Annotated in this window: 10 protein-coding genes and 1 pseudogene; 10 read left to right on the forward strand and 1 reads right to left on the reverse strand. The window is 44.5% G+C overall.

Annotation, left to right across the window (positions count from 1 at the left end):
* Positions 1-149 precede the first annotated feature (149 nt).
* The 10 genes and pseudogenes from mcpB (at position 150) to rhaA (ending at position 14,659) form a co-directional block, all read left to right on the forward strand.
* On the forward strand, positions 150-2,138 hold the full coding sequence (gene mcpB, locus ACMX2I_RS05690; RefSeq protein WP_414956422.1) for a methyl-accepting chemotaxis protein McpB: 1,989 nt from the start codon (positions 150-152) through the stop codon (positions 2,136-2,138).
* Between the two features lie 177 nt (positions 2,139-2,315).
* Positions 2,316-4,313 carry a methyl-accepting chemotaxis protein gene (locus ACMX2I_RS05695; RefSeq protein ID WP_414956423.1) on the forward strand — a complete coding sequence of 666 codons (1,998 nt, stop codon included), beginning with the start codon at positions 2,316-2,318 and terminating at the stop codon, positions 4,311-4,313.
* A gap of 259 nt (positions 4,314-4,572) precedes the next feature.
* A pseudogene (locus ACMX2I_RS05700) lies at positions 4,573-5,469 on the forward strand (cache domain-containing protein); the annotation flags it as partial.
* Entirely contained in the window at positions 5,464-6,414 is a 951-nt protein-coding gene (locus tag ACMX2I_RS05705; protein ID WP_414958299.1) for a methyl-accepting chemotaxis protein, read from the forward strand. The pseudogene ACMX2I_RS05700 and the gene ACMX2I_RS05705, both read left to right, overlap by 6 nt.
* Positions 6,415-6,526: 112 nt before the next feature.
* On the forward strand, positions 6,527-8,512 hold the full coding sequence (locus tag ACMX2I_RS05710) for a methyl-accepting chemotaxis protein (protein ID WP_414956424.1): 1,986 nt from the start codon (positions 6,527-6,529) through the stop codon (positions 8,510-8,512).
* A 147-nt stretch (positions 8,513-8,659) separates the two neighbouring features.
* On the forward strand, positions 8,660-10,729 hold the full coding sequence (locus tag ACMX2I_RS05715; protein ID WP_414956425.1) for a bifunctional aldolase/short-chain dehydrogenase: 2,070 nt from the start codon (positions 8,660-8,662) through the stop codon (positions 10,727-10,729).
* Positions 10,730-10,788: 59 nt separating this feature from the next.
* On the forward strand, positions 10,789-11,565 hold the full coding sequence (gene rhaR, locus ACMX2I_RS05720) for a rhamnose catabolism operon transcriptional regulator RhaR (protein ID WP_414956426.1): 777 nt from the start codon (positions 10,789-10,791) through the stop codon (positions 11,563-11,565).
* Positions 11,566-11,569: 4 nt separating this feature from the next.
* Complete coding sequence (gene rhaB / locus ACMX2I_RS05725; protein WP_414956427.1) at positions 11,570-13,030, forward strand: rhamnulokinase; 1,461 nt, start codon at positions 11,570-11,572, stop codon at positions 13,028-13,030.
* A 14-nt stretch (positions 13,031-13,044) separates the two neighbouring features.
* Positions 13,045-13,359 (forward strand): L-rhamnose mutarotase, encoded by a 315-nt coding sequence (rhaM, locus tag ACMX2I_RS05730; protein WP_414956428.1) that lies wholly within the window; start codon positions 13,045-13,047, stop codon positions 13,357-13,359.
* 25 nt (positions 13,360-13,384) lie between these two features.
* Positions 13,385-14,659 carry an L-rhamnose isomerase gene (gene rhaA, locus ACMX2I_RS05735; RefSeq protein ID WP_414956429.1) on the forward strand — a complete coding sequence of 425 codons (1,275 nt, stop codon included), beginning with the start codon at positions 13,385-13,387 and terminating at the stop codon, positions 14,657-14,659.
* A gap of 40 nt (positions 14,660-14,699) precedes the next feature.
* On the opposite strand, the gene ACMX2I_RS05740 is transcribed toward rhaA, so the two are convergent.
* A complete protein-coding gene (locus tag ACMX2I_RS05740) occupies positions 14,700-15,686 on the reverse strand; it encodes a Gfo/Idh/MocA family protein (protein WP_414956430.1) in 987 nt (328 codons plus the stop codon).
* Positions 15,687-15,697: the final 11 nt, after the last annotated feature.

Consider the following 15,697-nt stretch of genomic DNA (forward strand, 5'->3'; position numbering starts at 1 on the left):
CCCCCTTGTTTTTTATAAGATATGCAAAGGGCTTGGGCAATGAAAGCGAAAAACAGAAGACAGCTGAAAAAGAACTTCTTCCATTTTTATTTTAAAACTTTTTTAAGCAGCCGATATATAATGTATCAAACCCGAAGGAGAAACTCGACATGAAGACTTTTATCAACTGGCTGAAAAAACCGTCTATCTCAAGAAAATTAATCGTGTCATTTATTGCGATTCTTATTATCCCTATCCTGATATTGGAATTCAGTTCTTACCGAAGCGCCAGCGGCAAGCTGGATCAGGAAATTATGGGAAATGCGAAAAACAGTGTCAATACATTTAATACAACTGTTACAAATGACCTGGGAGCAAAAGCGAAAGCAGTCACTTTTTTCAGTGAATCTCTTAAAAGCTCCGCATTTAAAGGAAAGACTAATCAAGAAGAGCTCAAAGCGAAATTTTCACAATATGTCTCTATCAATGAAGGGGTAGCCAGAATTTATGGAGGCGCGGAAAACGGCACCTACATCCAAGCGCCCAATGAAAAATTGCCGGAAGGATACGATCCGAGACAGCGCCCTTGGTACCAAGATGCGATGAAGGCCGGCGGTGAAATTGTCGTGACAGATCCTTACGTGGCAGCGAGTGACGGAAGCATGGTTATTACCATTGCCCAGGAGTTGAAGGATGGATCCGGCGTTGTCGCCATGGATATCACCATTGACAAATTGTTAGAACAGATGAAACAAATCAAGGTCGGCAAAGAAGGCTATGTGTTCATTGCGACGAAAAACAAAACCTACGTCGCTCATCAGAACCATAAGGCTGGGGAAAAGCTCTCAGGCGATTGGGTTGCCAAAATGTACGCCGATAACAGCGGTGATTTCAAGTACACTCTGAATAACGAAGATAAAAAGATGTCATATACAACAAATGAACTGACTGGATGGAAAATAGCCGGCACAATGTATATGGATGAAATTAAGGATGCCTCTAAATCTGTGCTGATCACAGGCATGATCGTGCTGATTGCTTCCATTGCGATAGGCGGGTTTTTAATTCTGTTTATCGTTCGATCGATTACAAAACCGTTAAAACGTCTCGTCCAATCATCGAAAACGATCAGCAGCGGGGATCTGACAGAAACGATCGACATCCGTTCGAAGGATGAGCTTGGAGAGCTTGGAGAAAGTTTCAATGAAATGGGACAATCTCTCCGCTCACTGATCAGCGCGATTCAAGACTCGGTGAACAATGTGGCCGCATCGTCCGAACAGCTTACCGCATCTGCCGGACAGACAAGTAAAGCCACCGAGCATATCACAATGGCGATTGAGCAGTTCTCAAACGGAAACGAGGAACAAAGCGAAAAGGTTGAATCCAGCTCTCACCAGCTGAACTTAATGAATGGTGACCTTCAGCATGTCTCAGAAACATCATCAGACATTACAAAGGCGTCTATCCAATCAACGGAAATCGCCGGAACGGGTGAAAAGTTTGTACAGCAGACAGTCGGGCAAATGAACTCGATTAATCAATCGGTTCAGCAGGCTGAAGCTGTGGTCAAAGGCTTAGAAGGAAAATCAAAAGACATCACAAGCATTTTGAGAGTCATCAACGGCATCGCTGACCAAACAAACTTGCTGGCATTAAATGCAGCCATTGAAGCGGCGCGTGCCGGGGAATCAGGACGCGGCTTCTCTGTCGTAGCGGAGGAAGTGCGCAAACTGGCTGTTCAATCAGCCGATTCAGCAAAAGAAATCGAAAAGCTGATCCAAGAAATCGTAGCAGAAATCGAAACCTCCCTTCACATGTTTAAAGAGGTCAATCAGGAAGTGCAGTCCGGACTTGTTGTCACAGACAATACAAAAGAAAGCTTTCAGAGCATTTTCAGCATGACAAACGAAATCGCGGGTAAATTGCAGACGATGAATTCCACCGTCGAACAGCTGTCGGACCGTTCACAGCATGTTTCAACTGCCGTCAGCGACATTGCCGATGTGTCGAAAGAAAGCTCGGCAAGCATCCAAGACATTGCCGCCTCAGCTGAGGAGCAGCTTGCTTCTATGGAAGAAATCAGTTCATCAGCGACCACTCTAGCGCAGATGGCAGAAGAGCTTCGTGATCTGACAAAGCAATTCAAAATCGAATAAAAGAAGAAAAACAGCGCTTATTCAGGCGCTGTTTTTTCGTGCGGTAAATAATAAAAAAGCACTAGTGAACACGGTGAGTTTAGAACTATTTTTCACTTTTTCCTTCATTTTCAATGTAATATAAAGGAATTTTATCCGATATAATTTGTAAATTATTGAAAGAGGGTTCGAAAAGAAATGAAAAAAACACTCACTACGATTCGCAGGTCATCAATTGCCAGGAGACTTATTATTTCTTTCCTGCTGATCTTAATTGTTCCTATTACCGCCCTTTCGGTAAGCGCTTATCAATCAGCAGTTGCCTCTCTTGATATCCAGATGACGCAAAGCGCAAAGGAAAACGTTCAAATATTAGATCATATCATTGATGATAAAATCAGCACGACTGAAAAAAGCCTCGCGTTTTTCAGCGATTGGGCGACAGCAGATAAATTTAAAGATAAAAAGAAAACAGAGCTAAAAAAGGAATTTAAACAATTTATCCAAATGAATGACAATGTCGCTGCGGTGTTTTCCAGCAGCAAAGACGGGGATTTCACACGTTATCCATACGCAGACATGCCGAGTGACTTTCGTGCTTTGGAACGAGACTGGTACAAAGAAGCGATAGCCAATAAAGGCAAAACAATCGTCACTGAACCTTATGAATCGATTTCCTCAGGAAAAATGGTCGTCACCATCGCCCGCCAGACGGAGGATGGGTCAGGCGTTGTTGCCGTTGATATGAAAATTGACGATCTGGTCACAACAGCGAAAGAAATCAATATCGGAAAAGAAGGCTATGCTTTTATCTTAAGCCAAAACAAGAAAGTCATCGCCTTCTCCGGAGAAAAAGCGGGAACAGCATTAAAAGGGGACTGGGTTGATAAACTCTACACGAATAAAAGCGGCGACTTTGAGTATACGTACAATGGCAAAGAGAAGAAAATGGTGTTTGCCACAAGCGAAACAACAGGCTGGAAAATCAGCGGCACGATGTATGCGGACGAGATCCACGATGCTGCAAGCAAAGTTCTGATCATGGCTTCAATCGTACTGGCGATTGCCATCGCAGCCGGAATGACGGCGATTTACTTTGTGATTCGGTCCATCACAAAGCCTTTGAGACACATTGTCGCATCAGCTGAAAAAATAAGTGAAGGCGATCTAACCGAAACAATAGAAATCAAATCAAAAGATGAACTTGGCGTTCTGAGCCAGAGCTTCAATCATATGGCACAATCGCTCCGCTCTCTCATTCAAGGAATCAAAGACTCGGTAGATCATGTTGCTTCATCATCAGAGGAACTGACTGCATCCGCCGACCAGACAAGCAAGGCAACTGAGAATATTACCATGGCCATTGAGCAATTTTCAAACGGCAGTGAGAGCCAAAGCGGTAAAATTGAGATGACAACCAAACAAATTAATGAAATGAACGATGGATTAACTGAACTGGCGCAGGCTGCCGTGGTGATTACAGAAACATCCGCAGACTCGACAGAACTATCAAACAAGGGTGAGACACTCGTCCGGAAAACGGCCGGCCAAATGAATACGATTGATCACTCTGTGAAAGAAGCGGAACTAGTGGTGAAAGGGCTAGAAATCAAATCGAAGGATATCACGAATATTTTACGTGTCATTAACGGCATTGCGGATCAAACCAACCTCTTGGCTTTAAATGCCGCCATTGAAGCCGCAAGAGCCGGGGAATACGGACGAGGCTTCTCGGTCGTCGCTGAAGAAGTGAGGAAACTAGCGGTACAGTCAGCTGACTCGGCAAAAGAAATTGAAACACTGATCATCGATATTGTGAAAGAAATTCATACATCATTGGACGTACTCCAGTCTGTAAATAAAGAAGTTGAAACAGGGCTTGTCATCACGGATGAAACACAACAAAGCTTCAAAGATATTTCGCACATGACCAAAGAAATTGCTTCAACTCTGCAAAACATGAATGCGACGGTTGAGGAGCTGTCAGCGGGGGCTCAAGAAATTTCCGCTGCTTCAAATGATATCACTGCTATTTCTAAAGAAAGCTCTGACGGCATCCAAGATATCGCCGCTTCTGCCGAGGAACAGCTGGCGTCAATGGAGGAGATCAGTTCATCAGCACAGATGCTTGAAAGAATGTCTGAAGAACTCCGTGACCTGACAAAACGATTTAAGGTGGATGAAAAACAGGTCTAAATAACTATATGATGATGGGTGATTAGTTACTTTTGTTAAATTTCTTCTTTTTTACTGTATATATTTACCCATTCCTGCCGATATGAAGGGTAGCATAAAAAAGGAGAAATGAATGATGAAAAAAATACTCCAACTCATAAAACAAAGATCAATTACACGGAAGCTTCTCGTTTCCTTTCTGTCGATCCTCATAATACCGGTTGTCATATTGGCGGCGATTGCGTATCAAACGGCAAGCAGCTCACTCGACAAACAGATGATGGGGAGCGCATTAGAAAATGTACAGCAGTTAAACGAAATTATCAATACCAGTATCGGAGAAAAAGAAGACAGCGCCGCTTACTTCAGCGAATGGCTGACAAAAAAGAAATACGATGCAAAAAGCAATGCAAACATTAAAGAGAAATTCTCACAGTATATCAAAATCAATAAAGATATAGAATCTATTTATACGAGTGACAAAGACGGTCACTTTACCCGTTATCCGGATCTGCAGATGCCGAGCGATTATAATCCGGTTGAACGTGACTGGTACAAAAAAGCGGTTGCGAATAAAGGAAAAGTTGTTGTGACGGATCCTTATAAAACAGCCTCTACGAACACAATGGTTGTGACAATCGCCCAGCAGACAAAAGATGGTTCAGGCGTTATCGCAATCAACATGACGATTGAAAATCTGCTGAAAACAACCGAGAAAGTCAACATCGGCAAACATGGCTACGCATTTATTATGTCAAAGGACAAAACAGTTGTCGCCCATCCCAATAAAACCGCGGGAACTGAATTGAAAGGCGACTATCTTGAGAAGATGCTGAATGCAGATAAAGGCGATTTTCAATACACCATGGACGGCGATAAGAAAAAAATGGCCTTTGATACGAATAAGTTAACGGGATGGAAAATCGGGGGCACCATGTATTTGGATGAAATTCATGAGGCAGCCCAGCCGGTCCTTCACCTTGCTTTAATTGTCTTGGCTGCAGCTATTATCATAGGGATTATCGTCATGACATTTGTCATTCGGTCGATTACAACGCCGCTGAAACAGCTTGTGGGCTCCTCTAAGCGGATCAGCGAGGGAGATCTGACGGAAACCATTGATATCCGTTCAAAAGATGAATTGGGCGAACTCGGCAAAAGCTTTAATAATATGGCGTCGTCACTGCGTTCTCTCATACACGCCATCCAGGATTCAGTAGATAACGTTGCCGCTTCCTCTGAGGAGCTGACTGCATCAGCCGGACAAACGAGCAAAGCAACAGAGCATATTACATTGGCAATTGAACAATTTTCTAACGGCAATGAAAAACAAAACGAAAACATTGAAACGGCAGCAGAGCACATTTATCAAATGAATGACGGTTTGATAAATATGGCCCAAGCTTCTGAAGTCATCACAAATTCATCTGTTCAATCGACAGAAATCGCAAGCGAAGGCGGCAAGCTTGTTCATCAAACTGTCGGCCAAATGAACGTCATTGATAAGTCCGTTAAAGAAGCGGAACAAGTCGTACGCGGATTGGAAACGAAATCGAAAGATATCACCAATATTTTGCGTGTGATTAACGGCATCGCTGACCAGACGAACCTGCTGGCATTAAACGCAGCGATTGAAGCAGCGCGTGCAGGGGAGTACGGCCGCGGCTTCTCCGTTGTAGCGGAAGAAGTGAGAAAACTGGCAGTTCAGTCAGCAGATTCAGCAAAAGAGATTGAAGGATTAATCATCGAAATTGTGAAGGAAATCAATACATCTCTCGGCATGTTCCAATCTGTCAATCAAGAGGTGCAGACAGGTCTGGATATTACAGATAAAACAGAAATGAGCTTTACTCGCATTTCTGAAATGACGAACCAAATCGCCGGCGAACTGCAAAACATGAGTGCGACGGTGCAGCAGCTTTCTGCCAGCTCCGAGGAAGTCTCGGGAGCGTCCGAGCACATTGCGTCGATTTCAAAAGAAAGCTCAGCTCATATCCAAGATATCGCGGCGTCAGCCGAAGAGCAGCTTGCTTCGATGGAAGAAATCAGCTCGTCAGCAGAAACCCTTTCGTCTATGGCGGAAGAGCTTCGCGATATGACAAGTCGATTCAAAATTGAATAATAAGCCAAAACACCCAAGTCTCTGTGCTTGGGTGTTTTTTTTAGTTTTTTTATTAAACCTTTTATCCTAGTTTGACGATATTAGTTTTAGCTTAAAGGAGGAGTCAACAAGAATGGGAAAATTTACACAGTGGATCAAACAGCCATCAATCAGCAAACCGCTTATCGCTGCGTTTCTGGCAGTGCTTATTTTGCCGGTTGGGGTATTAGCATATTTCAGTTATCAATCAGCATGGAACGCACTAGACAGTGAACTGGCGAATAGTGCAATAGGGAACGTTGAAGAACTCAACAGCACGCTGCAAAACAAATTGAATCATAAGGTAACAGCACTTGATTATTACAGTGAGACGATCGATAAAGATTTATTACAAGACAAAAATAAAGCCTCACTGAATGAGAAATTTAAGCAGTATACAACATTGAATACCGATGTAGGTGCCATCTATGCGGCTTCAGAAAATAAAAAGCTTTACAAATATCCTGAAGGCGGCGTGCCAAAGGGCTTTGATCCGACAGAGCGTGACTGGTACAAACAAGCCGTTGCAAAAAAAGGACAGGCTGTTTTCTCTGAGCCGTATACTGACAAAGCGACAGGGGATACCGTTATTACCATCTCAAAGCAAACAAAAGATGGTTCAGGGGTCATAGCGCTTGATTTAAATCTGGATGAAGTGCTATCCGCTTCACAGAGAATCAAAATCGGTAAAGAAGGCTTCGCGTTTATCACAACAGGAAACAAAAAATATATCGCCCACCCAACGATTAAGCCTGGAACCAATGGATCCGGCGATTGGACAAACGAAGTGTATTCCAAAGAAAAAGGGTCATTTCAATATACTTTTGAAGGCAAAGAAAAGAAAATGGCGTTTACGACCAATAAGCTGACAGGCTGGAAAATTGCGGGCACCTATTTTGTCAGTGAATTGCAAGATGCTTCAAGTCCGGTACTGAACACAGCCGTTATTATTCTATGCGTATCAATTGTGATCGGCGGCATACTTATTCTCTTTATTATCCGTGCCATTACCAAGCCGTTAAGAAAACTGGTCTCAACATCTGCGAAAATCAGCAGCGGAGATCTGACAGAATCCATTGACATTCACTCGAAAAACGAGTTTGGGCAGCTTGGCAAAAGCTTTAACGAAATGTCTGCCTCATTGCGTTCTGTCATTGGTGTCATTCAAACGTCTGTAGAAAACGTGGCATCATCTTCTGAAGAGCTGACGGCAAGCGCTGCCCAGACGAGCAAGGCAACTGAACATATTACACTCGCCATTGAACAGTTCTCAGATGGCAACGAGGCGCAAAGCGAGAAACTGGAGACAAGCTCAGACCATCTTTCCCAAATGAACCACGGGATTTCAAAAGTGGCTCAGGCCTCTTCAACCATTACGAAGTCATCGATACAGTCCTCTGAGGCGGCGGGCAGCGGAGAAAAACTGGTCGAGCATACAGTCGGACAAATGAAAACAATCGACCAATCCGTTCAAAAAGCGGAAGCGGTTGTGAAGGGTCTTGAAACAAAATCGCAAGACATCACAAGCATCTTGAATGTGATTAACGGCATTGCTGATCAAACCAATTTGCTGGCATTAAATGCTGCGATTGAAGCAGCAAGAGCAGGTGAATACGGAAGAGGCTTCTCAGTAGTTGCGGAAGAGGTCAGAAAACTTGCCGTACAATCAGCAGGCTCCGCCAAGGAAATTGAAGGGTTAATTCAAGAGATTGTCAGAGAAATCAGCACTTCGCTGTCGATGTTCCAATCTGTGAATCATGAAGTGAAGGAAGGCTTGCAGATTACTGATCAAACAGCGGAAAGCTTTAAACAAATTTACGAGATGACAACCCAAATTTCCGGCGAATTGCAAAACCTGAACGCGACGGTTGAACAGCTGTCAGCAGGATCACAGGAAGTGTCAAGTGCGGTTGAAGACATTTCCGGAGTGGCGAAAGAAAGCTCAGCAGGCATTCAAGACATCGCAGCTTCGGCGGAAGAACAGCTTGCGTCCATGGAAGAAATCAGCTCATCAGCTGAGACGTTGGCAAACATGGCGGAAGAACTTCAGGACATCACGAAGAAATTTAAAATTGAATGATAATAATGGAAAGAGAAAGCGAAAGCGGCATCAGCTGCTTTCTTTTTTTATTAAAAAACAAAAGTAAACAAAAATAATTCAAAAGTAAACAAAGATCGTATATAATGAAAACGGATACAAATAAAAGGGAACGGAGGAATATCAAATATGGTGAAACATGTATGGGATTCAGAGCATGCTGCACAGCTGCCGAAAGGTGTAGAAGAATTGGTGTACAGATCCAATCTGATCGGATCCGATCGCACTGTCTGCAACTGGGGCGGCGGAAATACGTCTATGAAAACAACGGAAAAGGATTTCAGAGGCCGTGAAACAGAAGTGATGTGGGTGAAAGGAAGCGGCTCGGATTTGGCCACAATGAAAGCGCATAACTTTACCGGTTTGAAATTAGATGACATCCGCCCGCTGATTGAAAGGGATCAAATGTCAGATGAAGAAATGGTAGACTACTTGTCTCATTGTATGATAGACAGCAAACATCCCCGTCCTTCAATTGAAACGCTGTTACACGCTTTTCTGCCATACACTCATATTGACCATACCCATCCCGATGCGATTATCAGCATATGCTGCGCTGATAATGGAAAACAAATCGCTGAAGACATATACGGAAACCGGTTTGTATGGGTGCCATACGTACGCCCCGGATTTACTTTATCTAAAATGATCGCTGAAGGCGTAGCGAGCAATCCCGACGCTGAGCTTGTGTTAATGGAGAAACACGGCTTAGTCACTTGGGGAGAGACGTCTGAACAATGTTATGAAAAAACGATATCTATCATCCAAGAAGCCAAGCAGTACATTAATGGCCGTGTCAATCAACATGAGATATTCGGAGGCAAAAGATATCAGCCGCTGCCGGAAGATCAAAGAAAACAAATCTTGGCAGGCATCATGCCTGTAATCAGAGGCGTTGTAAGTGAAGAGAAGAAGATGATCCTTTCCTATGATGATCATGACGATGTCTTAGAATTTGTAAACAGTGTTCAAGCGCCATCGCTCTCGCAAATTGGTGCGGCATGCCCGGATCACCTTGTTCATACAAAGCGGGTTCCGCTGTACATTGAGTGGAATCCGGAAACTCAAGATGTGCATAAGCTGGCGGATCTGATCAAGTCAGGAGTCGAGCGTTTTTCATCAGATTATCAGGCTTACTTTACACGCCATCAGCAGGATGGAGATCAAATCTTCGAATCAGCTCCGCGGGTGATATTGATTCCTGGCATCGGAATGGTGAATACGGGGAAAAGTTATGCCATGTCTAAAGTGAGCGGCGCTTTATACCGAAGGGCTATCGCTGTTATGAAAGGGTCAACAGCCCTTGGGCACTTTGTTTCTTTGAAGGAAAATGAATCCTATCATGTCGAATATTGGCCGCTCGAATTATATAAGCTCACGCTGGCTCCGCCGGAAGCAGAATTTTCCCGTAAAGTAGCGTTCGTCACAGGAGGAGCCGGCGGAATCGGAAGTGCAGCATGCCGCCGCTTTGCAGCTGAAGGAGGGCACGTGATAACCGCTGACCTTAATATAGAAGGCGCGCAGAAAATTGCCGGGGAAATAAACGAGGCATACGGAGAAGGAAGGGCAATGGCTGTCAAAATGGATGTGACAAAGGAAGAGGAAGTAAAGTCAGCCTTTGAACAAGCGGCACTTGCTTACGGCGGAATTGATATTGTCGTGAATAATGCCGGGCTGGCCACATCAAGCCCATTTGACGAAACAAGTTTAAAAGAATGGAATCTTAATATGAATGTATTAGGAACAGGCTACTTCCTTGTGGCACGTGAAGGGTTTAAACAAATGAAACAGCAAAACAGAGACGGAAGCATGGTGTTTGTCGGATCAAAAAATTCTGTTTATGCGGGCAAAAACGCCACTGCCTATAGCTCGGTAAAAGCGCTTGAAACCCATTTGGCAAGGTGTATCGCAGCAGAAGGCGGAGAATATGGCATTCGGGTCAACTCCGTTTTGCCTGATGCGGTTCTTCAAGGATCGGCAATCTGGGGGTCAAGCTGGCGGGAGGAACGGGCCGCGGCGTATGGGATTGAACCAGAGCAGCTTGAGGAACATTATCGGAAACGCACAGCTCTGCTCGTCAATATTTACCCGCAGGACATTGCCGAAGCCATCGCATTCTTCGCTTCTTCTAAAGCCGGAAAAACCACGGGCTGCATGATCACGGTAGACGGCGGCGTCCCTGCTGCGTTCACGCGTTAGAAGTATGCTATGATAAAAAAACAATAAGACGGATTACGATATGAGGAAGGGCGTTACCAATGCTAGTAGCAGAACGGCAGCAAAAAATAGTGGAAATAGTGAATATGCGTTCAAGTATCCGCGTATCCGAATTAAGTGACATATTTTCTGTCACAGAAGAAACCATTCGGCGCGATCTTGAGAAGCTTGAGAAAGAACATAAACTGAGCCGGAGCCACGGAGGAGCGGTCAGTATTGAGCAGCAGGAATCAGAAGTTCATTTTTCTGAACGGGAAATCACAAATGTCATAGAAAAAAAATCCATTGCTCACGAAGCGGTCAAATATGTAAACAGCGGAGACCGAATCATTCTTGATGCAAGCACTACCGCCTGGTACATGGCGAAAATACTCCCGGATATTGAGCTCATCGTCATTACAAACTCAATGAAGGCAGCGATTGAACTCAGCAATAAAGAAAACATCTCAGTCATTTCAACAGGAGGGATTTTGCTGGAAAAATCATTATCGTTTGCTGGGCCGTTGGCTGAGCGTTCGCTTGAGACCTATCATGTCAATAAAACCTTTCTGTCCTGTAAAGGCTTTGATATCAACAACGGGATGAGTGACTCAAACGAGTGGCAGGCGCTGCTCAAAAAACGGATGATCGAAAGGTCTGATCAGACCATTTTGATGGCCGATTCAAGCAAATGGGGGAACCGTGAGTTTTCACATATTGCCTCGCTGCAGGATATCAGCCGCCTTATTACTGATTCTGGACTTGATCCGGTATCGGTAAAAGCGCTTGAAGACAAAGAGGTGAAAGTAACAGCTGTTCCCCTTCCGAAGAGAGGGTGAAGAAATGATTTATACTGCCATTGATATAGGCGCGTCAAGCGGGAGGGTCATGGTAGGTGAGCTGAAGGAAGGAAAGCTTGAAGTACAAGAGATTCACAGATTCGCTAACGGCTTCATTCAAAGAGACGGACATTGCTTTTGGGATATTGACCGTTTGCTAAAACAAATCCTGCAAGGGCTGCAAAAGGTGAAAGAGCTAGGGTATGAACGATGCACCGTCGGAATTGACACGTGGGCGGTTGATTATGTCTTACTGGACGAAAAAGGAAATCGTTTGCGGGAAGTGATGTCCTACCGGGATAGAAGGACAGATCACACGATAGGCAAACTGGAACAAACCCTGTCAAAAGACACAATCTATCGAAAAACAGGAATACAATTTCAGCCTTTTAACACGATTTATCAATTGTTTGAAGAAGACCGCGAGCTGCTGAAAACGACAGACAAAATGATGCTGGTTCCCGATTATTTAGGCTATTGTCTAACCGGAAAAGCGGTGACAGAAATCACAAATGCGTCGACAACACAGCTTCTCAATGTTTCAACCGGAAAGCTTGACCTTGAATTGCTCAAAGCCGTGTCTGTTCACGAACATCAATTTGCGCCGCTGACTGAACCGGGGTGTGAGCTCGGGATGCTGAGAAATGATTGGTTCCCGGATTATGACCTGCCGGCTTGCAAGGTGATAACAGTCGCAACGCATGACACTGCCTCGGCCGTCATCGCGGCGCCAGGCGTAAGCGATAGCTGGGCGTATATCAGCAGCGGAACATGGTCGTTAATCGGGGTTGAAAACAAAACGCCGATATTAACTCAACAGGCTTTGAAAAACAACTATACAAATGAACGCGGCGCAAACAGCACCATTCGCTTTCTCAAAAACATTATCGGCATGTGGGTGATACAAGAAGTAAAACAGCAATTACAAACGAATTACTCTTTTCAGCAGCTTGCAGAGGAAGGCCTAAAAACAGAACCATTCCAGCAGTTTATCAACTTAAATGATGAACGTTTCCTGAATCCAGACAGCATGATAGAGGAAATCCAACATTATTGCAGAGAAACCCGCCAAAAGACCCCCCGTACTGCAGGTGAACTTGCCTGCTGCATCTACACCAATTTAGCCATCATCTATGCGATAGCCATCAAAGAGCTGGAAACGATCACGGAAAAACCGATTCAGCAGCTCCATATCATCGGCGGCGGAGCCCGGAATGATTTCTTAAATCAATTAACGGCAAACATGAGCGGAAAAGCGGTATACGCAGGGCCCATAGAGGCAACCGCCATCGGAAATTTGCTGATGCAAATGATTGCTGCCAAAGAAGTCAAAGACATAACAGCAGCTCGGCAAGTTGTCAGAAATTCCTTCCCGATCAAAGTGTTTACACCTAAAGACATTGACAGAAGCACGATCATTCAGTCATTTCAGCAAACTATTTTGAAAGCGCTATCTAAAAGGTGAAGAGGTGATCAGGTTTGAAAAGAAAAGCCAGTATCATGTTTGTCCGCCAAAACAAGTACGAAGAATACAAACAGCGGCATGATGACATTTGGCCAGAAATGGAAGAAGCACTCAAAGCTCACGGAGCGCACCGTTATTCCATTTTTTTAGACGAGGAAACAGGCCGGTTATTTGCTTATTTAGAAATAGAAGATGAAGAAAAGTGGAGAAAGATGGCGGATACAGAAGTTTGCCGGAGATGGTGGAAATCGATGGCGCCATTCATGAAAACAAATCCAGATTTCAGTCCTGTTTCGATAGATCTTAAGGAAGTTTTTTATTTGGATTAAAAAACTGAAAAAGGGAGAGAGCCGCATGACCATAAAAGCCAATTATAACAATGCAAAACAGGCATATGAAAAATGGGGAATTGATGTTGAAGAGGCGCTTCGGCAATTAAAGCAAGTGCCCATTTCAATCCACTGCTGGCAGGGTGACGATATTGAAGGCTTTGAAGTAAATAAAGGCGAGCTTTCAGGCGGAATTGACGTGACCGGCAATTATCCCGGAAAAGCGCAAACCCCTGAAGAATTAAGAAGAGATTTGGAGAAGGCTCTTTCTCTCATTCCGGGAAAGCACCGCGTGAACCTGCATGCGATATACGCAGAAACAAACGGGGAAGCGGCAGAACGGGATGAATTGAAGCCGCATCATTTTGAAAACTGGGTGAAATGGGCGAAAGATCTCGGTCTCGGTTTAGATTTTAATCCGACCTTGTTTTCGCATGAGAAAGCGGCTGACGGACTCACCCTTTCCCACCCCGACCCGAACGTCAGGGAATTTTGGATCAGGCATTGCATCGCGTGCCGCCGTATTGGGGAATACTTCGGGAAAGAACTAGGAACACCTTGCTTGACGAATATTTGGATTCCTGACGGATATAAGGATATCCCGAGTGACAGGCTGACACCGCGTATAAGATTAAAAGAATCACTAGATCGGATCTTCGCAGTGGAGATCAGTGAACAACACAACCTTGATTCAGTCGAAAGCAAGCTGTTCGGGCTTGGTTCTGAATCATATGTTGTCGGCTCTCATGAATTTTATTTGGCTTACGCTTTGACGAATCAAAAGCTTTGTTTGCTGGATACAGGCCATTATCACCCGACTGAAACGGTGTCAAACAAGATTTCGTCCATGCTGCTTTACACAGACAAACTCGCCTTGCACGTATCCCGGCCCGTTCGCTGGGATAGTGACCATGTTGTGATTTTAGATGATGAATTGAGGGAAATCGCGCTTGAAATTGTACGCAATCAGGCTCTCGAGAAGGTCGCTATCGGCCTGGACTTTTTCGATGCCAGCATTAACCGTGTTGCCGCCTGGACCATCGGAACGAGAAATATGATCAAAGCTTTATTGTATGCATTGCTTCTCCCGAACGACTATTTAAAACAATTACAGGAAGAGGGACGATATACAGAAAGGCTGGCGCTGATGGAGGAATTTAAAACATATCCTTTCGGAGCCGTCTGGGATTCCTACTGTGAGCAAATGGGCGTGCCGGTAAAAGAGGAATGGCTCCATGACATAAAAAATTATGAACAACAGGTGCTTTTAAAAAGGAAGGCGTCTTCTCCGATTGTCTAATAAAAAATCCGCCGCGGCATTGGCACGCGGGCGGATTTTTTTACGCTTGATCAGCAGGGTATACAATCCCTATCTGCTTTCTTGCTTCTTCCATGATTTTGGCGGTGATCAAAGACCGTTCAAATGTATTGTCTTCAGATTCCGGCTTGTTCTCTTTTATGATATTTACAAATTCTTCTATTTCGTAGAACATCGCCGGTTTAGGATCATGAATCGAAATGTTTTCCAGACGGCCGTCTCGATAGCGGATTTCCACTCGTTCAGGCTGCTGAATTGTATCGATTACAATCGTCCCGTCTTCACCCTGAATTTCCGCCGGAGCATAGGAAGTAGAGATTTTAGAATGCATCAGAACGGCTTCGAACCCGTCGTAAGACAGAATGACGGTCCCCTCTCCATCTACTCCGGAAGATAAAGCATATCCGTTCGCCTTCACGTCCTGCGGCTCGCCAAACAGCACGACAGCAGGATAAATACAATAAACGCCGATATCCATTAATGACCCGTTGGAAAGCTCAGGCTGAAATGCGTTCAAGACGGTTCCGTTTCTAAACGCGTCATACCGTGAGGAGTACTGGCAGTAGCTTGCGGTAAATCTGCGGACGGTTCCGATTTTATGTAAGTGTTTCTTCAGCTCTTTGAAGTTTGGCAGGAAAGTGGTCTTCAGCGCTTCCATGAGGACAACGCCGTTTTCCTGAGCCGCTGAAATCATCTGTTCCGTTTCTTTCGTATTTGAAGCAAACGGCTTCTCGCAAAGCACATGCTTGCCATGGTTCATAAAGAGAACGGCCTGCTCCTTATGAAGAGCATTGGGACTGGCTATGTATACAGCATCAAAGCAATCGCTTGCCGCCATTTCCTGAAGGTTTGAGAAGATGTGCTCAGCGCCGTGTTTAGCGGCAAACTCGGCAGCGCGTTCAGCCGATCTCGAATAAACAGCTGTCAGCTGAACATCTTTTATTTCCGCTGCTGACTCAAGAAAGCGGTCTGTAATCCAGTTTGTTCCTATTATGGCGAAACGTATCATTCTTATCGCTC

The organism is Bacillus sp. SW14 (assembly GCF_047608225.1).
GTDB classification, from domain to species: domain Bacteria; phylum Bacillota; class Bacilli; order Bacillales; family Bacillaceae; genus Bacillus; species Bacillus subtilis_G.